The 23,857-nt window shown below is 65.0% G+C and carries 21 protein-coding genes and 1 pseudogene; 10 read left to right on the forward strand and 12 right to left on the reverse strand.

The window, feature by feature from the left end; genetic code table 11:
* Positions 1 to 73: 73 nt before the first annotated feature.
* Positions 74 to 511 carry a hotdog fold domain-containing protein gene (locus A6723_RS25975; RefSeq protein WP_024763305.1) on the forward strand — a complete coding sequence of 146 codons (438 nt, stop codon included), beginning with the start codon at positions 74 to 76 and terminating at the stop codon, positions 509 to 511.
* An 11-nt stretch (positions 512 to 522) separates the two neighbouring features.
* Positions 523 to 1,377: an alpha/beta fold hydrolase gene (locus A6723_RS25980; protein ID WP_038803142.1), complete on the forward strand. Its 855-nt coding sequence runs from the start codon at positions 523 to 525 to the stop codon at positions 1,375 to 1,377.
* Between the two features lie 21 nt (positions 1,378 to 1,398).
* Here the strand turns inward: A6723_RS25980 and A6723_RS25985 are convergent, their stop codons facing one another.
* On the reverse strand, positions 1,399 to 2,391 hold the full coding sequence (locus A6723_RS25985; RefSeq protein ID WP_054907709.1) for a YhdH/YhfP family quinone oxidoreductase: 993 nt from the start codon (positions 2,389 to 2,391) through the stop codon (positions 1,399 to 1,401).
* Positions 2,392 to 2,464: 73 nt separating this feature from the next.
* A complete protein-coding gene (gene sohB, locus A6723_RS25990) occupies positions 2,465 to 3,493 on the reverse strand; it encodes a protease SohB (RefSeq protein WP_054907710.1) in 1,029 nt (342 codons plus the stop codon).
* A 211-nt stretch (positions 3,494 to 3,704) separates the two neighbouring features.
* On the opposite strand from sohB, the gene A6723_RS25995 reads away from it, so the two are divergent.
* The 4 genes from A6723_RS25995 (at position 3,705) to A6723_RS26010 (ending at position 7,107) form a co-directional block, all read left to right on the forward strand.
* Entirely contained in the window at positions 3,705 to 4,415 is a 711-nt protein-coding gene (locus tag A6723_RS25995; protein WP_054907711.1) for a histidine phosphatase family protein, read from the forward strand.
* Between the two features lie 59 nt (positions 4,416 to 4,474).
* Positions 4,475 to 4,786, forward strand: a complete 312-nt coding sequence (locus A6723_RS26000; protein ID WP_017519529.1) for an SCP2 sterol-binding domain-containing protein — start codon at positions 4,475 to 4,477, stop codon at positions 4,784 to 4,786.
* A 318-nt stretch (positions 4,787 to 5,104) separates the two neighbouring features.
* Positions 5,105 to 6,172 carry a phosphotransferase family protein gene (locus A6723_RS26005; protein WP_054907712.1) on the forward strand — a complete coding sequence of 356 codons (1,068 nt, stop codon included), beginning with the start codon at positions 5,105 to 5,107 and terminating at the stop codon, positions 6,170 to 6,172.
* Positions 6,173 to 6,339: 167 nt separating this feature from the next.
* Positions 6,340 to 7,107 (forward strand): SDR family oxidoreductase, encoded by a 768-nt coding sequence (locus tag A6723_RS26010; RefSeq protein ID WP_045208354.1) that lies wholly within the window; start codon positions 6,340 to 6,342, stop codon positions 7,105 to 7,107.
* Positions 7,108 to 7,195: 88 nt separating this feature from the next.
* Here the strand turns inward: A6723_RS26010 and A6723_RS26015 are convergent, their stop codons facing one another.
* Complete coding sequence (locus A6723_RS26015) at positions 7,196 to 7,840, reverse strand: hypothetical protein (protein WP_037011890.1); 645 nt, start codon at positions 7,838 to 7,840, stop codon at positions 7,196 to 7,198.
* Between the two features lie 158 nt (positions 7,841 to 7,998).
* Between A6723_RS26015 and A6723_RS26020 the strand changes: the two genes are divergently transcribed.
* Positions 7,999 to 8,781 carry a TSUP family transporter gene (locus A6723_RS26020; RefSeq protein ID WP_054907713.1) on the forward strand — a complete coding sequence of 261 codons (783 nt, stop codon included), beginning with the start codon at positions 7,999 to 8,001 and terminating at the stop codon, positions 8,779 to 8,781.
* A gap of 24 nt (positions 8,782 to 8,805) precedes the next feature.
* On the opposite strand, the gene nudC is transcribed toward A6723_RS26020, so the two are convergent.
* The 9 genes from nudC to A6723_RS26065 form a co-directional block, all read right to left on the reverse strand.
* On the reverse strand, positions 8,806 to 9,645 hold the full coding sequence (nudC, locus tag A6723_RS26025; protein ID WP_054907714.1) for an NAD(+) diphosphatase: 840 nt from the start codon (positions 9,643 to 9,645) through the stop codon (positions 8,806 to 8,808).
* Entirely contained in the window at positions 9,645 to 11,318 is a 1,674-nt protein-coding gene (locus A6723_RS26030; protein ID WP_054907715.1) for a hypothetical protein, read from the reverse strand. The genes nudC and A6723_RS26030 overlap by 1 nt, the downstream gene beginning before the upstream one ends.
* Before the next feature lie 42 nt (positions 11,319 to 11,360).
* Complete coding sequence (locus A6723_RS26035) at positions 11,361 to 12,173, reverse strand: crotonase/enoyl-CoA hydratase family protein (RefSeq protein ID WP_054907716.1); 813 nt, start codon at positions 12,171 to 12,173, stop codon at positions 11,361 to 11,363.
* A gap of 238 nt (positions 12,174 to 12,411) precedes the next feature.
* Positions 12,412 to 13,755 carry an amino acid permease gene (locus tag A6723_RS26040; protein ID WP_054907717.1) on the reverse strand — a complete coding sequence of 448 codons (1,344 nt, stop codon included), beginning with the start codon at positions 13,753 to 13,755 and terminating at the stop codon, positions 12,412 to 12,414.
* A 191-nt stretch (positions 13,756 to 13,946) separates the two neighbouring features.
* A complete protein-coding gene (locus tag A6723_RS26045) occupies positions 13,947 to 16,121 on the reverse strand; it encodes a bifunctional diguanylate cyclase/phosphodiesterase (protein WP_256233662.1) in 2,175 nt (724 codons plus the stop codon).
* 118 nt (positions 16,122 to 16,239) lie between these two features.
* Positions 16,240 to 18,492 (reverse strand): arginine/lysine/ornithine decarboxylase, encoded by a 2,253-nt coding sequence (locus tag A6723_RS26050; RefSeq protein WP_054907719.1) that lies wholly within the window; start codon positions 18,490 to 18,492, stop codon positions 16,240 to 16,242.
* A 207-nt stretch (positions 18,493 to 18,699) separates the two neighbouring features.
* Positions 18,700 to 19,437 (reverse strand): DNA polymerase III subunit epsilon, encoded by a 738-nt coding sequence (gene dnaQ / locus A6723_RS26055; protein WP_054907720.1) that lies wholly within the window; start codon positions 19,435 to 19,437, stop codon positions 18,700 to 18,702.
* 72 nt (positions 19,438 to 19,509) lie between these two features.
* Positions 19,510 to 19,953, reverse strand: coding sequence for a ribonuclease HI (gene rnhA / locus A6723_RS26060; RefSeq protein WP_024763291.1), 444 nt, complete (start codon positions 19,951 to 19,953; stop codon positions 19,510 to 19,512).
* An 11-nt stretch (positions 19,954 to 19,964) separates the two neighbouring features.
* Positions 19,965 to 20,720, reverse strand: coding sequence for a class I SAM-dependent methyltransferase (locus A6723_RS26065; protein WP_024763290.1), 756 nt, complete (start codon positions 20,718 to 20,720; stop codon positions 19,965 to 19,967).
* 89 nt (positions 20,721 to 20,809) lie between these two features.
* Between A6723_RS26065 and gloB the strand changes: the two genes are divergently transcribed.
* The 3 genes and pseudogenes from gloB to A6723_RS26080 all read left to right on the forward strand — a co-directional run.
* Entirely contained in the window at positions 20,810 to 21,604 is a 795-nt protein-coding gene (gene gloB, locus A6723_RS26070) for a hydroxyacylglutathione hydrolase (RefSeq protein WP_054907721.1), read from the forward strand.
* Between the two features lie 79 nt (positions 21,605 to 21,683).
* Positions 21,684 to 23,309, forward strand: coding sequence for a LysM peptidoglycan-binding domain-containing protein (locus A6723_RS26075; protein ID WP_054907722.1), 1,626 nt, complete (start codon positions 21,684 to 21,686; stop codon positions 23,307 to 23,309).
* Positions 23,310 to 23,426: 117 nt separating this feature from the next.
* A pseudogene (locus A6723_RS26080) lies at positions 23,427 to 23,857 on the forward strand (ABC transporter substrate-binding protein); the annotation flags it as partial.

A 23,857-nucleotide genomic window follows, 5' to 3' on the forward strand; every position in this document is an offset into this window, starting at 1 on the left:
AGAATAAATTTCCAGTCTTCGTATACTGCCTGGGCGCGCATCCATCTTCAATCCGCTTTGCCCCGGAGTTGCCATGAGTCAGATGATGCAAATGTACCAGCAGGCCGGCCCCGCGCAGTTCAGCGCCATGATCGGCCAGGTCGCCCCCTACTTCGCCAGCATCGCCCCGCAGTTCGTCGAACTGCGCCCAGGCTACGCGGAAGTGACCTTCCCCAAGCGCCGCGAAGTGCTCAACCACATCGGCACCGTGCACGCCATCGCCCTGTGCAACGCTGCCGAACTGGCCGCCGGGACCATGACCGACGTGTCGATCCCCAAGGGCCGCCGCTGGATTCCCCGCGGCATGACCGTGGAATACCTGGCCAAGGCCGACGGTGACGTACGCGCCGTGGCCGATGGCCGTGCCGTGGACTGGAACCAGGAAGGCGACGTTATCGTCCCGGTGCTCGCCTACGTCGGTGACAAGAAGGTATTCCGCGCCGACATCACCATGTACATCAGCCAGGCCTGAGGGATCGCGCCATGATCACACCGCTTCCCCGCCCGCTGGACAACGGTAATGGCCAAAGCCTCTCCAGCCACTGGTACTACCCACCCGGCGAAGCCCGCGGAGCGGTGCTGATCGTCCCCGCCATGGGCGTCGAGCAACGCTTCTATACCGCCTTCGCCAACTGGCTGGCCGAGCGCGGCTACCTGACAGTCACCTTCGACTATGTCGGCATGGGTAAATCCCGCGCCGGCTCCCTGCGCGACCTGGACGTCGACATCCTCGCCTGGGGCAACCACGACTGCAGCGCCATGCTCGATGCCGTGGTCGCCGCGGCCGGTGAGCTGCCGGTGTACTGGATCGGCCACAGCCTCGGCGGGCAGATACTGCCCTTCGTGCGAGGTACCGAGCGCATCCACCGCGCCTTCACCATTGCCACCGGCAGCGGCTACTGGCGCGAGAACACCAAGGGCTTGCGGCACAAGGCCTGGCTGCTCTGGTACCTGCTGGCACCGACGATCACGCCGCTGCTGGGCTACTTCCCCGGCAAGCGCCTGGGCGTGGTTGGCGACCTGCCGCGCGGGGTGATCGAGCAATGGCGGCGCTGGTGCCTGGACCCGGAGTACTCGGTGGGCGCGGAAGGCGGCGCGGTGCGCGAGGCGTATTCCTCGGTGAGCACACCCATTACCTCCATCTCCTTCACCGACGACGAGATGATGTCCGGGCGCAATACCGAGTCGCTGCACGGTTTCTACCGTGGCTCGCCGAAGACGCTGAAGAGAATCGCGCCGGAGGATATCGGCGTGAAGCGCATCGGCCACTTCGGATTTTTCAGAAGCCAGTTCGCCGATTCGCTGTGGGCGGATTACCTGTTGCCGGACCTGGGCTGACTCCCAGGCCCGGCACGGGCATCAATCCAGGTTGACCAGCACCCGCCCGACCAGCTTGCCGGCCAGGATCTGGTGGATGGCGGCCGGCAGGTCGTCGAGTTTGACCTCACGGACCGCCGCTTCGAGGTTGTCGAGCTTCCATTGCAGGGACAGCTTGTCCCACATGGAAGCCTTGACCACCAGCGGCAGCTCTACCGAGTCCACGCCCAGCAGGTTCACGCCGCGCAGGATGAAGGGCAGCACGGTGGCCTTGAAGGCGGCGCCGGCGGTCAGGCCGCAGCAGGCGACGCTGCCGCCGTACTGCAGCGACTTGACCACGTTGAACAGGATGTCGCCGCCCACGGTGTCCACCGCGCCGGCCCACTGCTCGCGCAGCAGCGGCTTGTCGACGCCGTCGGAGACGGTGGCACGGTCGAGAATCTGCCGCGCGCCAAGGCGGTTCAGCAGCTCGGCCTGTTCCAGCTTGCCGGTGGCGGCAGCCACGGTGTAGCCCAGTTGCGCCAGCAGCATCACCGCGATGCTGCCCACGCCGCCGGTGGCGCCAGTGACCAGGATGGGGCCGGCGGACGGCGTCAGGCCGGCGCGCTCGAGCTTGTCGACGCACAGCGCGGCAGTCAGGCCGGCGGTGCCGAGGATCATCGATTCGCGCAGCGACAGGCCCTGCGGGCGCTTGATCAGCCAGGCGGCAGGCACGCGGATGTACTGGCCAAAGCCGCCTGGGGTGTTCATGCCCAGGTCATAGCCGGTGACGATGACTTCATCGCCGGCGGCGAATTCGCCCACCGAGGACTCTTCCACCACGCCGGCGGCGTCGATGCCGGGAGTGTGCGGGTACTTGCGGGTGACGCCACGGTTGCCGCTGGCGGACAGCGCATCCTTGTAGTTGAGCGAGGAATACTTCACCCGCACCAGCACTTCACCAGCCGGCAGATCGGCAACCTGCCGCTCGGCCACCTGCAGGTCATGCACGCCGTGCGCGCTCTCCGTGACCCACAACGCCTTGAATGCACTCATCTCGACCCTCCTCTTTCGAATTCGATAAACGGGCGCGATCCCGGCGCCCGACGCCCAATCATTGCCAGAAGAGTCACTGCCAGAAACGGCTGCGACCCAGGCGGTCCCACCAGGTCACCAGCACGCGATCGATCACGCCGCTGACGCCCACGCCGAAGCGTTCCTGGATGGACTTCTTCTGCACATAACTGAGCTGGTAGACATCCGCCTCACGGGCGCGTTCGGCCAGGTATTCGTCACTGGTCTTGAGCTCGTCAACCAGTTTCTTGCCCAGCGCCGCCTGACCCAACCAGACCTCGCCGGTGGCGATCTCGTCGATGGCCAACTGGGGGCGGTAGTGGACGACGAAACGCTTGAACAGTTCGTGGGTGGTTTCCAGGTCTTCCTGGAACTTCTCGCGGCCCTTGTCGGTGTTCTCGCCGAACACGGTCAGGGTGCGCTTGTACTCGCCGGCGGTGAGTACTTCGAAATCGACGTCGTGCTTCTTCAGCAGGCGATGGATGTTGGGCAGCTGGGCCACCACGCCGATGGAGCCGAGGATGGCGAAAGGCGCAGACAAGATGCGCTCGCCGATGCAGGCCATCATGTAGCCACCGCTGGCGGCGACCTTGTCGACGCAGACGGTCAGCGGCACACCGGCCTGGCGGATGCGCGCCAGCTGGGAGGCGGCCAGGCCGTAGCCATGGACCATGCCGCCGCCGCTTTCCAGGCGCAGTACCACTTCGTCACGCGGAGTAGCCAGGGTCAGCAGCGCAGTCACTTCATGGCGCAGTTGCTCGGTGGCCGAGGCCTTGATGTCGCCATCGAAGTCGAGCACGTAGACGCGGTTCTTCTCGCCGCCCTTCTTCTTTTTCGCTTCCTTCAGCGTTTTCGCCTCGGACTTGCGCAGGGCCTTCAGCTTGGCCTTCTCCAGCACGCTGTGCTGCAGGCGCTCGCGCAGTTCCTTGTAGAAGTCGTTGAGCTTATGCACCTCCAGGTGCCCGCTGCCGCCACGACGGCCGCGGCCGCGCAGAGCGGCGATCACCACCAGGACGATGACGATGGCCACCACCACGGTGAAGGTCTTGGCCAGGAAACCCGCGTAATCCGCTAGAAACTCCACTCACATCCCCTTTTACAATTCTGTACGCGCACGCGTGACAAGCGCTGTGAATCCCGCAAGCATACCCACGCCGCGGGCCCGCCACCAGCGCTGGCAAAGCGCTGTATCAGTCCAGCGAATAGCATTCAAACAAGCGTATGTTTTTTCGTTGACAGCCCCAGGTGATCCTCATAACCTCGCCGGAACTTTCAGCCCTGCCGGGAACGCGCGCGTGGGAAGCATCTACCTGATTCGACATGGCCAGGCTTCATTCGGTGCCGACGACTACGATGTGCTCTCGGACACCGGCGTGCGCCAGGCGCAAATCCTCGGCGAGCACCTGGCCAGCCTCGGCCTGCGCTTCGATCGCTGCATTGCCGGCGACCTGCGCCGCCAGCGCCACACCGCCGAAGCGGTGATGGGCCGGCTGAACGAAGCCGGGATCGATACGCCCACCCTGGAAATAGACTCCGCCTTCAACGAATTCGAAGCCGACGCAGTGATCCGCGCCCACCTGCCGGACCTGCTGGAGATCGAGCCGCAGGCGCTGCACATCATGCGCAACGCCGCCGACCACCGCGCCGAATTCCAGCGTCTGTTCTCCACCGTGATCGCCCGCTGGGTTTCCGGCGACCACGACAAGGACGGCCTGGTCAGTTGGGCACAATTCCTCGACACCGTGCACGGCGGCCTCAAGCGCCTGCTGGAGTCGGCCAGCGGCAAGGACAACATCGGCGTGTTCACCTCCGGCGGCACCATCACCGCCGTCCTGCAGATGGTCACCGGCATTCCGGCGCTGAACGCCTTCGAGCTCAACTGGCAGATCGTCAACACTTCGCTCAACCGCCTGAAGTTCCGCGGCAGCGAAGTGGCCCTGGCTTCCTTCAACAGTCACGTGCATCTGGAACTGTTGAGGGCGCCGGAACTCATCACCTATCGTTGAGTACCGGCCCAATGCGGCGCAGAGCGCCGCGCGAGAAAACCTAGAAAAGGAATAGAACCATGAGTGTTGCTGACATCGTTTCCACCATGAAGAGCAAGTTCAACGCCAGCGCGGCCGCCGGCCTGGATCTGGTGTTCCAGTTCAACATCGAAGACGGCGACAACCACTACCTGGTCGTCAAGGACGGTACCTGCGAAGTGGTACAGGGCGACGCCGAGTCCCCCAACGTCACCCTGATCATGGACAGCGAGACCCTCAAGGGCATCACCAGTGGCGAAACCGACGGCATGCAAGCCTTCATGGCCGGCAAGCTGCGCGCCGAAGGCGACATGATGCTGGCGATGAAGCTGGGCGAACTGTTCCCGGTCTGATCCGAGGAAGCCTGCCCGCGCAGCACGAAAAACCGGAGTCCCTGGCTCCGGTTTTTTTATGCCCGGGCCCCGCTCCGGCCCGCGAATCAGGCAGCTTGATCGGAGTGCAACACGGACGCCAATAACGTCCCGCCGTGCTTGTGAGCGGCAGACGTCGACATTAGATTAGCCAATGATCACCCGGCGCCATCATTGCTTTGCCTGATTCTGCCGCACCCCATCAGGCCAGAGCACGACGCCACCTTGCGCGCCACCCTTGCCCGCCGCTTTCGCTGCGGTGCGATGACCCGTACAAGCCCAGTACAAGAAGGGACCAGCATGTCGTTGACCGACCAGACCATCCGCTCCCGCGAAGGTGAAGAACTCGACGCCGCCGTGATCGACGGCTACCTCAAGGACCACATTCCCGGCCTGCAGGGCCAGCCGCGCATCAGCCAGTTCCCCGGCGGCGCGTCGAACCTGACCTACCTGATCCAGTACGACAACCAGGAACTGGTCCTGCGCCGCCCGCCGTTCGGCAAGAAGGCCAAGTCCGCCCACGACATGGGCCGCGAATACCGCATCCTGAACCAGCTGAGGGACGGCTTCCCCTACTGCCCCAAGGCGTACGCCTACTGCACCGACGAATCGGTGATCGGCGCCGAGTTCTACGTCATGGAACGGGTCAACGGCATCATCCTGCGCAGCGACCTGCCCAAGGAACTCAACCTCGGCGCGGCGCAGACCACCGCGCTGTGCAAGAGCTTCATCGACAAGTTCGTCGACCTGCACAACGTCGACTACAACGCCTGCGGCCTGGGTGACCTGGGCAAGCCCGAGGGCTACGTGCAGCGCCAGATCGGCGGCTGGATCGATCGCTACGAGAAGTCCCTGACCCCCGACGCACCGGCCTGGGAACAGGTGAAGGTATGGCTACGCGAGAAGATGCCGGCCGACCACCACAAGCCGGGCATCGTCCACAACGACTACCGCTTCGACAACGTCATCCTCGACCCGAACAACCCGATGCAGATCATCGGCGTGCTCGACTGGGAGATGACCACCATCGGCGACCCGCTGATGGACCTGGGCAACACCCTCGCCTACTGGATCGAAGCGGGCGACCCGCAGCCGATGCAGATGCTGCGCCGCCAGCCCAGCCACGAGCCGGGCATGCTCACGCGCCAGCAATTCGCCGACTACTACGCCGAACGCGCTGGCATCCAGATCGACAACCTCGATTACTACTACACCTACGGCCTGTTCCGCCTGGCCGGCATCATGCAGCAGATCTACTACCGCTTCTTCCACGGCCAGACCCAGGACAAGCGCTTCGCCACCTTCATCCACGCCAACAAGCTGCTGGAACAGGTGAGCCTGCAGGTCATCGGCAAGTCCCGCCTGTAAGAGTCGACTGTCGACCTGGCGAGCTAGAGCCGTACAAGGCGGAAGCCAGACGAAGAGCGGAGTTTACCGATTGTAAATGAGCATCTGAGTCCGGCTTCCAACGCAGTACAGCCGACGCGCAGCCGGTCGCCAGCCGACTCTTGCGGCCCAAAACAAGGAGAATTTCCATGTCCAAGACCCAACTGTTCGACCTCGAAGGCAAGATCGCCTTCGTTTCCGGCGCCAGCCGCGGCATCGGCGAGGCCATCGCCAAGCTGCTGGCCCAACAGGGCGCCCACGTGATCGTCTCCAGCCGCAAGATCGATGGCTGCCAGGCCGTGGCTGACGAGATCGTCGCCGCCGGCGGCAAGGCCACCGCGATTGCCTGCCACATCGGTGAAATGGAGCAGATCCAGGCCGTCTTCGCGCAGATCCGCGAGCAGTTCGGCCGCCTGGATATCCTGGTCAACAACGCCGCTACCAACCCGCAGTTCTGCAACGTGCTGGACACCGACCTGTCGGCCTTCCAGAAGACCGTCGACGTGAACATCCGCGGCTACTACTTCATGTCCATCGAAGGCGGCAAGCTGATGAAGGCCAACGGTGGCGGCAGCATCATCAACGTTGCCTCGGTCAACGGCGTTACCCCGGGCGAGTTCCAGGGCATCTACTCGGTGACCAAGGCCGCCGTGATCAGCATGACCAAGGTCTTCGCCAAGGAATGCGCGCAGTTCAACATCCGCTGCAACGCCCTGCTGCCGGGCCTGACCGACACCAAGTTCGCCTCGGCCCTGGTGAGCAACGACGCCATCCGCAACGTTGCCCTGCAGCGCATCCCGCTCAAGCGCGTAGCCGACCCGAGCGAAATGGCCGGCGCCGTGCTGTACCTCGCCAGCGATGCCTCCAGCTACACCACCGGCGTGACGCTGAACGTGGACGGCGGCTTCCTCGCCTAAGCGCTTTCGCGGAAACGAGAAAGGGAGCCATTCGGCTCCCTTTTCTGATTTTGCAGGAGCGAGCAGGCTCGCTCCTGCAGACGGCGAATTACTGCCACTCCTTGAGTGCCTGATTGGCCGCCGCATTCATCGGCTCGGCGGTCAGCCCGCCCGCCCCGTAACGCACGGCGAAAACCGCCTGGTCGGCCATTGGCAGATAATTCACCCGCCCGGCTTTCGGCACGAAAGTCAGCAGATCGTGCTGGCCATCGCGCAGCCAGCGCCAGAGGTCGATCCCCGGCGCATCGGAAACCAGCGAAACCTTGCGCCCGAGGGACTGCTGCTCAACCGCCAGGAAGCGGCCGGACAGGTCCTGCAGGCGATAACCGGGCGCCATGCCGATCAGCCGTGCCAGGCCTTTCCACTCCAGTACCCGTGCATCCAGTTGCCAGAGGTCGCCGGCCAGCTCCACGCGACGCTCCTCGTCGCCCTGCAGCAGCGTCACGTCATAGCGTTGCTCGCCGACCTTGTGGAAGCTCAGGGTCGCCAGAGGCCGCTCTGCCGGCAGCGCGTCATAGCTGCGCAGGTCCCAGGCCACCAGCGCCACCAACGCGGCCAAGGCCACGAACAGCATTCCCGCCGTACCGCGCAACCAACCGAGGAACCAGTGACGGTCGAACAGAATGCGGGCGGCTACCGCCAGGGCCAATAGCGCCAGGATGGCAACGACCCAGGCCAGACCGTCGTACTGCATCGAATGATTTCCTTCCTCGTAGAATTGCCGGCATTATGCGCACCGCGTACCTGCGCGGCCAGCCAGACCGTCGCAGCTTTCGGGCCCGTTAACGTTTCCTATGCCACCCGCTCTTTACAAAAGAGTGGCTGGACGGGCCCCTGATCAAGGCGAACCCAATGCCCTTCGAACTCGTCGTAGACCCGACCACCCTCGTCATCCTCGCCGGCGTCGCCTTCCTCGCCGGTTTCATCGACGCCATTGCCGGCGGCGGTGGCCTGCTGACCATCCCCGCCCTGCTCACCGCCGGCGTCCCGCCGCACCTGGCGCTGGGCACCAACAAGCTCAGCTCGACCTTTGGCGCCGCCGTGGCCAGCTACACCTTCTACCGCCGCAAACTGTTCCAGCCGCGCCAGTGGCGCAAAGGGCTGATCGCCACCGCCATCGGTGCAGCGCTCGGCGCCTGGGCCGCGCACCTGATGCCGGCGGAATGGCTGAACCGCATGCTGCCGGTGGTGGTGTTCGGCTGTGGCCTGTACCTGCTGTTCGGTAAGACGCCCGAAGCGCCGCTGGACGCCAACCCGCAGATCGCCCAGGGCCGGCAGTGGCCGCAGGGCCTGGGCCTGGGCTTCTACGACGGCGTGGCCGGGCCCGGCACCGGCGCCTTCTGGACCGTCAGCACGCTGCTGATGTACCCGCTGGACCTGGTACGCGCCAGCGGCGTGGCGCGCAGCATGAACTTCGTCAGCAACATCGTTGCGCTGGCGGTGTTCATCGCCTCGGGCCAGGTGGTCTGGCTGCTGGGGCTGTGCATGGGCAGCTCACTGATGGTCGGCGCCTACTTCGGCGCGCGCACGGCGATCGGTGGCGGCGCCAAGTTCATCCGTCCGGTATTCATCCTGGTGGTATTGGCGCTGACCGTGCGCCTGGCCTGGCAGCACTGGTTCGCTGCCGCGGCCTGAAGACGGCCAGTGCGGCGCCTGGAGTCAGGCGCCGCCGGGCAGGACGGGATCGGGACGACCGGCGCGGCGCGCCAGGTAGACCTCGATCAGGTAGCGGGCGATGGAGCGCTCGGCCGGCAGGCGCGGCAGCTCGTCGACGTGGAACCAGCGGGCATCCTCGATCTCGTCCGGCTGCATGACGATCTCGCCGCTGACGTACTCGGCGTGGTAGCCGAACATCAGCGAATGCGGGAACGGCCAGGGTTGGCTGCCCATGTAGCGGATATTGCCGATCTCGACGCCCACCTCTTCGCGCACTTCGCGCGCGACGCAGTGCTCCACCGACTCGCCCGGCTCGACGAAACCTGCCAGGGTGCTGTACATCCCCGGCACGAAGCGCGGCGAACGGGCCAGCAACACCTCGTCGCCACGGGTCACCAGCACGATCATGCTCGGCGACAGCAGCGGGTAACGCTGGATGCCGCAGCTTTCACACTGCATGGCGCGGTCGCGGGGCATGCGCTGATTGGGCTGCCCGCAGCTGCCGCAGAAGCGGTTCTGCCGCCACCAGATGCCGATCTGGCTGGCGAAGCCGAGCATGGCGAAGATGTCTTCCTCGGCCTGCATCATGAATTGGCGCAGGCCGATCCAGCTGGCACCCTCCAGCGGGTCGGTACGATCGACTTCCAGCAGGTACACCGGCTCGCCATCGAACTGCCCGACGGCGTGCTCGGAAAGCACGGAAAGGTCCTGGCGCTTGAGCCAGTCACGGGGAAACAGCACGCCGTTGCTGTCGGCAAGGAACTGCTGCTGGCAATGGGCGAGCGCCCAGCCACCGTTCGTAGCCACCTCGAACATCGAGGATTCCCAACGCCCGGTACGCATCAGGCAGCCACCGTCAGGCCCAGGGCCTTGACGCTCTCGCTGGCGACGTCCAGGACGTCGGGTTGGCCTTCAGGCCGCATCATGGCTCCACCCTCCAGGTAGTACTCCAGGCCGGTCAGAGCATCGGCCAGGGTTTCCAGCATCTGCTCGGACGGCATCTGGGTCGTCTCGATCATCTGCCCCTGAATGTAATCGGCACAGGCACCCACGAGCAATGCCGCACGCTCCTGGCCGAGGAACCACAGGCCGCCGCGCACTGCCTGCAGGCTGATCGGCACGTTGGCCAGGTGCAGCTTGTCGCCGTTGGATTCCAGGTACGCGGTGATCGCGCGCTTGGCCAGCGCCAGGCCCGACTGGGCTTCGTCGATCACCACAATGCGCGCTTCGGCAAGCTGATGCACGGCGAAGGAATCGTCCTCCCCCATCGGCGCCGGGCGCGCGCTCATGCGCTCGCCACGCTCCAGGTTGCCGACCATGCTTTCGACGTACAGCAACGCGTCGGCCAGTGCGTTGAGCGCAGCCGGATCGTCCACCGCGCCCTTGGCGACCCAGCCGGCGACCACGCCATGCTGGTGCTGCAGCGACGTGGCGGCAGAATTCAGGCCCACCATGCCCAGAGTCTTGGCCAGCTTGCCCAACTGGGTGTGCAGGATGCCCAGCGCATCGGCCTGGGAAACGCCGCGCTCGATCAGGTCGAGCTGGTCCTTCACCGCCGTGAGCTCCTCGCGGATCGCCACCGACAGCGAACGCATCACCGACTGGCCGGGGCCGGACAGGCGTTGCGACTCGTCTTCGAGCAGGTGATCGGTGAACGGCAGCGGTGCCAGGCCGAACACCTGGCGCAGCTCAGTGGCGCGCACGCCGCCGGTGTCGGCCAGCGTGGTGAGATAGAGCAGTTCCTTGAGCAACTGCCGCGGCGCTTCGTACTGCGGGTTGGCGATCAGTTGCTTGAGCTCGCGATCCAGGCGCGAGAACACCAGCTTGCGTGTCTTGCGTGGCAGCATCTGCGCGTCGACCAGCGCTTCCAGCGCGCCGGCGCCGACCCAGCACAGGCGAGTGCGCGCCGCACTGCCCAGCAGCACGTCGAGCTTGCCCAGTGCGCGACCCATGAGCTTGAGGCTCGGGTAGAGATTCTGTTCGCGGATCAGCCCCACCAGGCCGACCTGGTACATCTGCCGCAAGCGGCGGACTTCACGCGCAGGGTTGTCCACCTGCGGCGCGGTAACGGCGCGCAGCGGGCGCGGCAGGTCCAGGCGCGCACTGAAGAAGAAGCTCTCCGGCAGGGCGGGCTGGCCAGCGGCCTGGCGCACGTCGTTGATCGCCGGCAGCAGCAGCTCGGGGATTTCCTGACGGTGCGCCTCGAGGTTTTCCAGGTAGCGGCGCAGCACATAGAGCGCATTGCCGAGCGCAGCCAGTTGGCCGTCGCGGTCTTCGCTGACCCCGGTGGGAATGTCGGTGGCCAGGTCCAGCGCTTCCTGCGCCAGCAGTTCGGCACCCGCCAGCTCGATCAGGTTCAGCGTGCCGCGGATCTGGCTCAGGCAATCGACGGAATGTTGCAGCAGGCTGCCGTTCTGACGCTCGGCGATGAAGTGCTCGAGGTTCTGCTCGGCCTCCTCCATCGTGGCGAACAGCTCGTCGCGGACCAGACTGAGGGACGTGGCTCCAGTAACCATCGGCCTAGTGCGCCTCCTGCGCGCAAGAAGAGTGGACGGACATCAATCGGCGAACTCGGGGGTCTTCTTGCTCATGTGCGCCATCATGGCGGCCTGCAGGTCAGCGGACTGCAGCATCGCGGCGTTCCAGGTGGCGATGTATTCCAGGCCGTCCTCGACGCGGTGGTCGCGGGCGTAGCCGATCATTTCCTTGGTGCCGCGGATGGCGATCGGCGATTTGGCGGCGATCTGCCGGGCCAGCTCCATCACGCCGTCGAACAGCGAGGCGTGGTCGGCGTAGACGCTGTTGACCAGGCCGATACGCTGGGCTTCCTCGGCATTGACGTTACGCCCGGTGTAGGCCAGTTCGCGCATGATGCCGTCGCCGATCAGGCGCGGCAGGCGCTGCAGGGTGCCGACGTCGGCAGCCATGCCCATGTCGATTTCCTTGATGGAGAACTGCGCGTCCGCGCTGCAGTAGCGCATGTCGCAGGCGGAGATCAGGTCGATGCCGCCGCCGATGCAGTAGCCCTGGATCGCCGCGAGGACCGGCTTGCTGCAGTTGTCCACGGCGTTGAAGGAGCCCTGCAGCTGGAGGATGGTCTTGCGCAGGGCGCGGGCATTGCGGCCGACGTCCTTGCCCAGCTGGCTGGCAGCCTGGGCCAGCAGCGCCAGGTCGATACCGGCGGAGAAGTGCTTGCCGGCGCCGCTGAGGACCACGACACGGACTTCATCCGTTTCATCGGCCCACTGGAAGATATCGATGATTTCCTTCCAGAAATCGGCATTCATCGCGTTGAGTTTTTCCGGACGGTTGATCTGCACATGGGCGATCTTGTCCGCCAGCTCGATGCGGAAGGCTTTGTATTCTTTCACGGGGATGTCCTCGGGTATGCCCTGCTTCTCGTCTGGGTGCGGCGCAGTGCCGCTGGAGCCCGGGCCAACAGTTCTTATTCGTGCTGGGAATCAGATTTTGGAAATCGCGTCACTATAACAAGGCGAAACTAAAAGTCGATGCCGTGGTCTGTGACGCAGCCCACGGCATCGGGCGGGAACTGGCTCGCAGATCGGCCAGCAAGTGCTTGATCTGGCTGCAAGGCCCGGTACGCGACAATCAGTCGCCGGCCGCCATCGGTAGCCCTTGCACGCGATTACGGTACTGCCGCCAGGTGTACATCGGGATGCCCGCCATGAACACCAGGAAGCCCCAGAAGATCGCCTGTTCGCCGGTGCCATAGAGCGCCCACAGCGAATAGAGGAAGCCCAGGCAACCGATGGCCAGCACCTGCGGGCGCGAGCGTGGGGAGAAGGACTCCGGCTTGGTCGCCAGCATCTGCAGCAGCGCCGCGGTGCAGAAGGCGTAAGGCACGACACCGGTCATGGTGCCGAGCAGGATGATGACGTTGAATACCTCCACCAGCTCGCCGTGGCCGTCGACCATCACCAATGCCGTCACCAGCAGCCCGGAAGAAAGCAGCCCATTGGCCGGCGCGCCGTTCTTGTTGAGCTTGCCCAGGGACTCGGGGAACAGCCCGTCACGGGCCGGTGCCACCGGAATCTGGCCCTGCAGCAGCACCCAGCCATTGAGCGCGCCCAGGCAGGCGATCACTGCGCCGCCCGCGACCAGGTAGTAACCCCAGTTGCCCAGCAGGATGCGCGCGGCATCGGCGAACGGCGACGTGGACTTGGCCAGTACCTCCGGCGGCATCAGGCCCTGCACGGCAGTGATCGAGAGGATGTACACCGAGGCAGCCGCCAGGGTGCCGAACAGCGTGGCGCGGGGAATGGTCTTCTTCGGGTCGCGCACGTCGTCCGCCGGCACGGTAGCCGACTCCAGGCCGATGAACGACCAGAGCGTCAGCGCCGCCGTGGTGGCGATGGCCTGGGCGTATCCCATGTTCGGCAGTTCGCTCGGCGCCGGGATGGTCAGGTAGTCCGGATTGAAGTGGAACCAGCCAAGGATGCCGACCAGCAGCAGCGGTATCAGCTTGAGCGCGGTCAGGCAGTTCTGCACCACGGCGAAGGCGGTGATACCACGCAGGTTGATCAGGGTGCACAGCCAGATCGCGCCAATGGCTGTGGCGACCATCAACAGCGGATCGGCCAGCGCCGGAATGAACACCCGCAGGTAGCCCACCAGGGTGACGGCAATGGCCGCGTTGCCAATCCACGCGGCTTTCCAGTAGGTCCAGGCACACAGGTAGCCGGCAAAGCTGCCGAAACCGTCGCGGGTATAGGCATAGGGGCCGCCCGCACCGGGGTTGAGCCGGGCGAGCCGGGCAAAGGTGAAGGCCAGGATCACCGCCCCGGTGCTCGACACCAGCCAGCCGAACAGGCTGAGCCCACCGAATGCCGCCAGGCTCGACGGCAGCAGGAATACCCCAGACCCGACCATGTTGCCGACCACCAGCGCAGTGCAGCTCCAGAATCCCATGCTGCCCTTTTTCGCTTCCGCCATCTGCGCTCCTTAGAAGCCCGCGACCTGTACTTTTCATTTAATTGCCCTGCCCCTGCGAAGGTGCAGAACAGCGATCTGTCCTACAGGGTAGACAGCGGCGGGCAAAGGAGGAAACCGATTTGCGAGGCGACACCGCCCGTTTCGAACGGTTTCGCCCCGCACGGTCAATGTCGCTGCAGAAAATCCGTCGCTCAGGCCCGGCCGACCTGGCGCTCGCCGAGACCGTACAGCTGCTCGAACTGCAGCGCAGGCATCGGCTTGGCGAACAGGTAGCCCTGCCCTTCATTGCAGCGTTCAGCACGCAGGCGGTCGCGCTGCGCGGTGGTCTCGATGCCTTCGGCGATGGTTTCCAGGTCGAAACTGCGCGCCATGTCGAGAATGGCGCGGATCACCGAGAGGTCCTGCTGGGTTTCCAGCATGCCGATGACGAAGGTGCGGTCGATCTTGATGCGCGAGAGGGGGTAGGTCTTGAGCAGGCTGAGCGATGCGTAGCCGGTGCCGAAGTCGTCGAAGGCGATGCCGACCCCATAGGAGCGCAGGCTCTGCAGGGTGCTGAGCACGCTGTCGTCGTGGTTGAGCACGATGTTCTCGGTGATTTCCAGCTCCAGCGCCTCGGCCGGCAGGCCGTGGCGTTCCAGCGCCTCCAGCACCTGGGTGACCAGGTTGCCCATGCGGAACTGCGCGCCGAACAGATTGACGCCCATACGCAGGTCCGGCGCACCGTTGCGCCGCCAGTAAGCCGCCTGGGCACAGGCCTCGTCCAGGATCCAGGCGCCGACGATGGCCGCCAGCGGCCCGCCTTCCAGCGACGGCAGGAAAGCCGCCGGCGACAGCAAGCCGCGCTGCGGATGCTGCCAGCGGATCAGCGCTTCGGCGCCGCGCAGCGAACCATCGCGCAGGCTGACCTGGGGCTGGTAAAACAGCAGGAACTCCCCATTGGCCACCGCGCGGTGCAGCTCCATGCCGTAAAGATGCCGCGCTGCCGCCTCCATCTTCAGCGCCGGGACGAACACGAAGGCATGGCTGCGCCCGCTGATCTTGGCCTTGAACAGGGCCAGGTCGGCGTCGCCGACCAGCTCCAGCGCTTCCTGGGCGTGCAGCGGCGCCAGCGCCACGCCACAACTGGCGGCAACGTGGATTTCATGGGCATCAATGAGGATCGGCTCGGCGATGCTGGCGATCACGGCCTGGGCGAAACGCATGGCGTGTTCCGGCGAAAGCAGGTTGGGCTCGAGGATGGCGAACTCGTCGCCGCCGATCCGCGCGACCGTGGCGCCGTCGGTTGCCAGACGCTCCAACCGTTCGGCCACTTGCCGCAGGATGCCGTCACCGACCGCATGGCCAAGGGAGTCGTTGACGTCCTTGAAGCCATCCAGGTCGATCATCAGTACCGTCGCCGGCCGCGACTGCACCAGCAGTTCCTCGGTTCGGCGATAAAACTGGCCACGGTTGGCCAATCCGGTGAGCACGTCGACGCTGGCCAGTTGGCGCAGCGCTTCCTCCTCCTGATGGCGGGCGGTGAGGTCCTTGAGTACGGCCTCGAACTTGAGCTTGCCCTTCTCCGACCAACTGAACAGCGTCAGGCCCAGGGACAGCTCGGAGCCGTCCTTGCGCACGCCGGTGATTTCCCCCGGCACGGCCACGCCGTCCAGGGAAGTGGCGTCACTGGCTCCGCTGATCAACGCGCGGAATGACGCGCGCTCACGCTCGGGCAACAGCAGCTCGAAGGCCTGCCCACTGCCTTCGACCAGGTCGTAACCGAACAGGTTGGCCGCTGCCTCGTTCCAGGCGCCGATCTCGCCCCAGCAGTCGAACCACACCACGGGCGTGGGTGAGGTGCCGGCGTACTCCTCGAACAAGGGCCGGGTGCGCGACGAGGCGACTTCGATGCGCCGCAGCTCCAGCCGGTCCGACGCCATGCGCGCCAGCTCGACCAGGCGTTCGCGGTCCTCGCCGGAAAAGTCCTCGTGGGGCCTGCTGTCGATGATGCAGAGAGCACCCAACGCCTGCCCTTCCACCGACAGCAGCGGCACGCCGGCATAGAAGCGCACGCCATTGGGCGCGGTCACCAGCGGATTGTCGTGGAAGCGCTCGTCGCGGCTGGCGTCGCCCACCACCATCACCCCGTCCTGGGCGATGGCATGGGCGCAGAATGAAACGTCGCGACCCATGTCCACCTCGCCGATGCCTGTGGCGGCGGCGAAGAACACATGGTCACTGCCGATCATGTTCACCGCCGCAACGGGCATGCCGAACATGCGGACCGCAATCTGCACCACCGGGTCGAGGCTGGGCAGCAGGCTTTCGTCGTCGAATCCATAGTCGGCGAGTGCGCTCAGGCGCTCGCTTTCATTCGGCAACGTCACGGGACAGCGCATAGGGGAAACCCCCCTTTTTCCTCAAGTTCTCCCTTTACCGATGCGCACAAGGATAGTTCTACTTTTCATACAGTGATGTATGTCACTTCTGTCAGGAGCCGGACGGTCACTTGCAGCACTCCACGGTATAGCGCCGCTCGCCGTCTACCTCGCGCACTTGCAGGCCATGGACGTCCGAATCGAAGCCGGGGAAGTTGCGCTCGAAACTCTGGGCGAAGGCCAGGTAATCGAGTATGGAACGGGTGGATTCGGTGAACCGCTCCCCCGGCATGATCAGCGGGATTCCTGGCGGATATGGCACCAGCATCACCGCGGCAACGCGCCCTTCCAACCGATCGATAGGTACCGCCTCGACCTCGCCGCGCACCAGCTGTGCGTATGCGTCGGCCGGGCGTATGGCGATCTCCGGGAGCACCGTGTACATGCGCTTCATCGCCTTCGCCGTGGCGTGGTCGCGATAACAGCGGTGCAGTTCATCGCACAGGTCGCGCAGGCCCATGCCTGCATATCGCGCACCGCCGGCCTGGGCGACGCTGGGCAGCGCATCCGCCAGCGGCTGGTTGGCATCGTAGCTGCGCTTGAACTCCAGCAACTCGGTGACCAGCGTGCTCCACTTGCCCTTGGTCACGCCCATGGAGAACAGGACGAGGAAGGAATACAGCCCGGTCTTCTCCACCACCAACCCGCGCTCCCAGAGGAAGCGACTGACCACCGCGGCGGGAATCCCCCGCGAATCCAGGCGGCCGCCAGCGGTCAGGCCCGGCGTAGCCAGGGTCACCTTGATCGGGTCGAGCAGGACGTAGTCTTCCACCGCGTCGCCGAAACCGTGCCAGTCAGCATTGGGCTCCAGCACCCAGTCGCGGGTTTTCACCTCGTCGGTCCCCTCGACGCCCGGCGGCTGCCAGACGCAGAACCACCAGTCATCCTCGGCGAGGTTCTGCTGCACGTTGGCCAGCGCCCGGCGGAAGCTCAGGGCCTCGTCGAAAGTTTCCTGGATCAGCGAACGCCCCGCCGGGCCCTCCATCATTGCCGAGGCCACATCCAACGAGGCGATGATGCCGTACTGCGGCGACGTGGAGATGTGCATCATGAAAGCTTCGTTAAAGCGCGCCTGCTCGAAGCGCCGGGAGCCTGCGTCCTGCACGTGGATCATCGAGGCCTGGCTGAACGCCGCGAGCATCTTGTGCGTGGAGTGAGTGGTGAACACCAGCGGGCCGCTGTCATCGCGGCGGGTGCCCATGCCGTAGCGGCCGCCGTAGAACTCATGGAACGCCGCGTAGGCGTACCAGGCTTCGTCGAAGTGCAGTACCTCGACGCTGTCGCCCAGGGCCTGCTTGATCATCTGCGCGTTGTAGCAGAGGCCGTCATAGGTGGAATTGGTGACCACCGCCAACCGCACTTTCGGCTCGCGGCCACGCGCCAGCGGGCTGGCCTCTATCTTCGCGGCGATGGATTCGCGGCTGAACTCGGACAACGGGATCGGCCCGATGATGCCCAGCTCGTTGCGCTCCGGCGTCAGGTACAGCGGGATGGCGCCGGTCATGATGATCGAGTGGAGAATCGACTTGTGGCAGTTGCGGTCCACCAGCACCAGGTCATCGCGGCAGACCATGGAATGCCAGACGATCTTGTTCGCCGTGGAGGTGCCGTTGATCACGAAGAAAGTGTGGTCGGCGCCGAAATTGCGCGCGGCGCGGGCCTCCGCCTCGGCCAGCGGGCCGGTGTGATCGAGCAGCGAGCCCAGTTCGGGCACAGAGACCGAGAGGTCCGAACGCAGGGTGTTCTCGCCGAAGAACTGGTGAAAGGCCTGCCCCACCGGGCTCTTGCGATACGCCACGCCACCACCATGGCCGGGCGTGTGCCAGGAATAGTTGGATTGCGCCGTGTGCTCCACCAGTGCGCGGAAGAAAGGCGGCAGCAAACCTTCCAGGTACTTGCGCGCAGCACGGCTGACCTGGCGGGCGAGGAACGGCACGGTGTCTTCGAACAGATAGAGGATGCCGCGCAACTGGTGCAGGTCGGCCATGGATTCGGCCGGCGCGTTCTCGATGGTCATCTGCTCGCCAAGGGCGAAGATCGGCAATTGCGGCGCGCGCACCCGTGCCATGCGGATCAGCTCCACCACGTCCTGCAGCAACCGCTGGTTCTCCCCCGCCCCCTCGGCGGCGACCAGGATGCAGGCGAGACCATGGTGGGTGGAGGCGACGATGCGCCCCTCCGCGGAGCTCGCAGTGGAGAGGATGCTGAAGCCGTCCTGCTCCAGCTCCCGCGCGATATCCCTCACCCGGTCGCCGGCCACGGTATCGGCCTTGATGTCGCGGTGAACGATTAGGATGGGGAATTTTAGGTCTTTGTACATTGTGAACCCCTGAAAAGACATACGACTGGCGTCGATCCTCTTCAGAGTATGGGCTCACGGAATGTAGGGGAATGCGCTGGACTGACGGCTGTACGAAAACGTCGCGTGGCTGACAGGAACGCTCACCTCGAGCGATTTGCTCTGGCTAGCGCCCACAGAAATGAAAAGGCCCCTGTTCAGGGGCCTTTTCTCGGTCAACGCGGAGGATCACTCCTTCGGCGCTTCCATCTGCGCCCACAGCGACGGGCCGCCAGCGGACTTCTCGATCACCGCCAGGCGCGCAACATGCGCCTCGATTTCCGCATCGGTGGCGCGGATCACCCGGGTCAATCCGCGCTCGGCCGCCAGGCGGCGAATCGCCGTGGCCGTGGCGCGCCCGCTGCCGTCACCTTCGGCGCCATTACCCGCCAGCGACAGGCTGGTCTGGCCACCGGTCATCGCCAGGTAGACGTCGGCCAGAATCTCGGCATCGAGCAGTGCGCCGTGCAAATCACGGCCGGAGTTGTCGACGCCATAGCGCTTGCATAGCGCATCGAGGTTGTTGCGCTGTCCCGGATGGCGCTCGCGGGCCATCAGCAGGGTGTCGAGGATAGAGCAGTAGTCGGCGACTTCGGCGCGCTCGCTCTGACCGATCAGGGCGAACTCGTTGTTGATGAAGCCAACGTCGAACGCCGCGTTGTGGATGATCAGCTGCGCGCCATTGATGAACTCGAAGAAGTCATTGGCCACCTCGCGGAAGCGCGGCATGTCCTTGACGTAATCGTTGGTGATGCCGTGGACGGCGATGGCGCCCTCGTCGATCTCGCGGTCGGGCTGCAGGTAGACGTGGAAGTGCCGGCCAGTCAGGCGGCGACCTTCGAGTTCGACGCAACCGATCTCGATGATCCGGTGACCGTCGGTGACCGGCATACCGGTCGTTTCAGTATCGAGTACGACGCTGCGCATTCTGTGTGAAACCTTCTTGCGGTTGATTCGCCCGGACTGATCCGGACGAGCTTGATGCTGATAGCGGGACGCTTAGCGGGGCAGTTCGCTCACGCCGCGGTTGGCGAGCATGTCGGCACGCTCGTTGCCGGGATGGCCGGTGTGGCCGCGCACCCAGCGCCATTCGACAGTATGCCGGTTCACCTGCTCGTCCAGCGCCTGCCACAGGTCGGCATTCTTCACCGGCTGCTTGGCGGCAGTCTTCCAGCCGCGCTTCTTCCAGTTGACCATCCACTCGGTGATGCCCTGCATGACGTACTGCGAATCGGTGACGATGCGCACGTCGCAATGCCGCTTGAGCGCGGCGAGGGCCATGATGGCGGCCATCAGTTCCATGCGGTTGTTGGTGGTTTCCGCCTCGCCGCCCCACAACTCGCGCTCGGCACCCTTGTAGAACAGCACGGCGCCCCAGCCACCCGGTCCCGGGTTGCCCTTGCAGGCGCCGTCGGTGTAGATCTCGACTTTCTCTTCGCTCATTTGGCTCGCTTTCAGGACTCGGAATCGCGACGACTGACCTTGGCCACCGGCAGCGGCACCAGTTGGCCGCGCGGTTCACGACGGGGCTGACGCAGGGGCCGCAGACCGACCACCAGCTTGCGCGCCACCAATAGATAGAAGCCGGCGCCGGAGCCCTGCAGCACGGGGCCCCAGGTTTCCATGCGGGCCAGACGGCCCTGCCATTTCGCCGATGCAAGCGGCGGACGATAACACCCGAAGCGGCGTTTCTCCAGCGCGAAGCCCAGCAGGTTGAGCCAGTCGCAGACCCGGCCGGGCGAGATGCAGCGGGCGCGGCGCAAGGCGTCGCGGGCGAAGTAGTGGCGGATGCCCCAGGCGCTCCGGGGATTCACCCCGACGACCAGCAGGTGCCCACCGGGACGCACGCTGCGCGCGGCTTCACGCAATAAACGGTGCGGTGACAGGCAGAAATCCAGGCCATGCTGCAGCAGCACCACATCCGCGGCATGCTCGCCCAGCGGCCAGGCCGCTTCGTCGCAGGCGATCTCCACGCCGGGCAGCGGCGGCCCGAGGCGTACGCCGCGCTGGATGTTGCCGACGCTGGCCGGCAACTCCGCATGCGGCCCGTAATGGACCAGGTAACCGCCGAAATAGCGCTCCAGCTCATCGATCAGCAATTGCTGCTCTTCGGCGAGCATCATTCCGCCAATCGGCCCGGACAGCCAATGGCGAGCCTGGTCGATCAGCTCCAGCCAGTCGGCATCGGCCTGGGCGAAGGGTTCTTCGATCATCACGTCCCCCTGTGGCACAGCGCGACACAAAAGTGCGTATCCGCACTACTATGCGCCAATGCCCACCACTTGGCGACTTTCCACCCATGATACAGATAGATGCCCTGCCCGCCTTTTCCGACAACTACCTCTGGCTGTTGCAGGATGTGACCCGCCGCGAATGCGCCGTGGTCGATCCGGGTGACGCCGCACCGGTCGAGCAATGGCTGCTGGCCCATCCGGGCTGGAAGCTGACCGATATCATCATTACCCATCACCATGCCGACCATGTCGGGGGCGTCGTTCGCCTCAAGGCCGCGACCGGCGCCCGCGTGCTGGGACCTGCCGGTGAAAAGATTCCAGGGCGCGACTTGGCGCTGGAAGACGGCGACCATGTGGAGGTGCTCGGACTGGATTTCGAGGTCATCCATGTCCCGGGCCACACCCTTGGGCATATCGCCTATTTCCACTCGACAGACAGCCATGACGATGAAGAGCAACCCTTGCTGTTCTGCGGCGATACCCTGTTCGCAGCAGGTTGCGGCCGCCTGTTCGAAGGCACACCGGCCCAGATGCATGCATCGCTGAGCCGGCTGGCCGCCTTGCCCGGCCACACCGCTGTGTACTGTGCACACGAATACACCCTCAGCAACCTCCGCTTCGCCTGCGCGGTGGAACCGGAGAACCCGGAAGTCCTCGCGCGCTTCGAAGAGGTCAGCCGCTGGCGCGAACAGGGGAAGATCAGCCTGCCTTCTTCCATTGACCTGGAGAGAGCTACGAATCCTTTCCTTCGCGTGTCAGAAACATCCGTTAAGAAAATGGCCGACGAGCGGGATGGCCAGCAAATCCGCACGCCGGAAGAGGTCTTTGCGACCATTCGCCGCTGGAAGGACCAGTTCTGAACGTTGGCGAAATCTTGACCAGGGGAGGCGTGGTTTCTAGAATCGCCGAAATTTTTGCCCCGGACAAAGTCATCAGCCAATGCCGCCCAAGACCAGAAAGACCTCCGATCTAGACGCATTGGCACGCGCCATCCGAGTCTCCATCGTCCTGCTCGCAGCGGGCCTCGCCGGCTGCCAGACATCCAAGCGGGTCGACTTCGATACCCCCTCTCGCCCAACCGCGGCGCGTGCGATCGACAGACAGTTCAATCCGGCATGGTCCACGGCACAGAACGACATCTGGGAGCGCATGCGCGGCGGTTTCCAGCTGCAGGATCAGCTCAATACCAACCCGCGCATCGAGCGCCAGCGCCTGTGGTTCATGAGCAACCAGTCGTTCCTGGAGAACGCCAGCGAGCGCGGCGCACCGTATATGCACTACGTCGTCGAGCGCCTGGAAGAGCGCGACATGCCGCTGGAGCTCGCTCTGCTGCCGATGATCGAAAGCTCGTACAACCCGATGGCCGTGTCGCGCGCCCAGGCCGTGGGCCTGTGGCAGTTCATCCCCAGCACCGGCACGCACTTCAACCTGCGCCAGACCAACTTCTATGACGGTCGCCGCGACATCACTGCTTCGACCAATGCCGCGCTCACCTACCTGAACCGTCTGCACGACATGTTCAACGGCGACTGGCTGCTCGCCCTGGCGGCCTACAACGCCGGCGAAGGTACCGTCAGCCGCGCCATCGAGCGCAACGAAAACCTCGGCCTGCCTACCGACTACTGGAACCTGCCGCTGCCGCAGGAAACCCAGGACTATGTGCCCAAGCTGCTGGCCCTGTCGCAATTGGTCAACGCACCGGCCATCTATGGCATCAACCTCAGCCCCATCGCCAACCAGCCCTACTTCACCTCGATCCGGGTCAAGCCAGGCCTGGATCTCTCCCAGGTCGCCGCAGTCGCAGACCTGGACCAGGACGAACTCCAGCAGCTCAACCCCGCCTTCAAGCGTGGCGTGACCCTCGACGGCCCGCATCACCTGCTGGTGCCGCTGAACAAGGCCGACTCCCTCAAGGCTGGTGTCGCCAACCTGCAGCCTGTCGAACTCAAGCCCCTGGCTGCCACCGTGGCAACCAGCTCCGGCAGCCGCTATCGGGTACGCAAGGGCGACAGCCTGCACAGCATCGCCCAGCGCTACCGCCTGAGTGTCGCCGAGCTCAAGGCCGCCAACCGCCTGAGCGCCAACCGCCTGCGCAACGGCCAGACCCTGGTGATCCCCGGCCAGCCGGGCCGCCCGGTCATCGAGCCGGAAAACCCGCGCCAACTGGCCCAGGTGGAAAGCTCGAAGACCACCGCCAGCGCGCGCGTCGCCACCCGCAGCTACACCGTGAAGAATGGCGACACGCTCTGGCAGATCGCCAAGAAAAACGGCGTCGAGGTGGCCGACCTCAAGCGCTGGAACGGTCTGGATAGCCACGGCGTAAAGCCCGGCCAGACCCTCAAGCTGCAGAGCGCCGCCGCCACCCAACTGGCGGCCAACAGCAAAGCCAAGGCCAAGCAGGACACCGCGACCTACTACAAGGTCAAGCAAGGCGACTCGATGTACCTGATCGCCAAGCGCTTCAACGTCGAGATGCAGCACATCAAGCGCTGGAACCCGCGCAGTGGCAAGGCTCTTAAGCCTGGCCAGACCATCACGCTGTACCTCGACACCGCGAGCCGCTGATCCCACTTCTGCGCCGGGGCTTACATGCCCCGGCTGCATGACTTCTGGCGGCAGGGACAAGCTGCTACTGTACGACGCAATTACCCCTCAGCCAGCCAGGATCGGATCCTACGCCTGATGCGTCGCTTGTCTCTCCTGCTCCTGGGACTCTTCCTGGGCGTCCCCGTCTCCGCCCAGATCACCGAAAGCCACGGGTACGCGCAATTCGGCGACCTCAAATACCCGGCCAGTTTCGACCACTTCGCCTGGGTCAATCCCAACGCTCCCAAGGGCGGCCTGCTGCGGCTGATGGGCCTGGGCACCTTCGACACACTCAACCCCTATACCTTCAAGGGCAGCCCGCCGGTGAGCACCGCGGACTTCCTGCAGTACGGCGTCAGCGAGCTGAACGAGCCGCTGATGGTCGGTACCGGCCTGTATGACCCCTCCGGTGACGAGCCCGCCTCCAGCTACGGCCTGATCGCCCGCAGCGTGGAATACGCCGAGGACCGCAGCTGGGTGGTGTTCAACCTGCGCCCGGAAGCACGCTTCCACGACGGCAAGCCGAT

Source organism: Pseudomonas sp. AU11447 (assembly GCF_001672555.2).
GTDB lineage: Bacteria > Pseudomonadota > Gammaproteobacteria > Pseudomonadales > Pseudomonadaceae > Pseudomonas > Pseudomonas nitroreducens.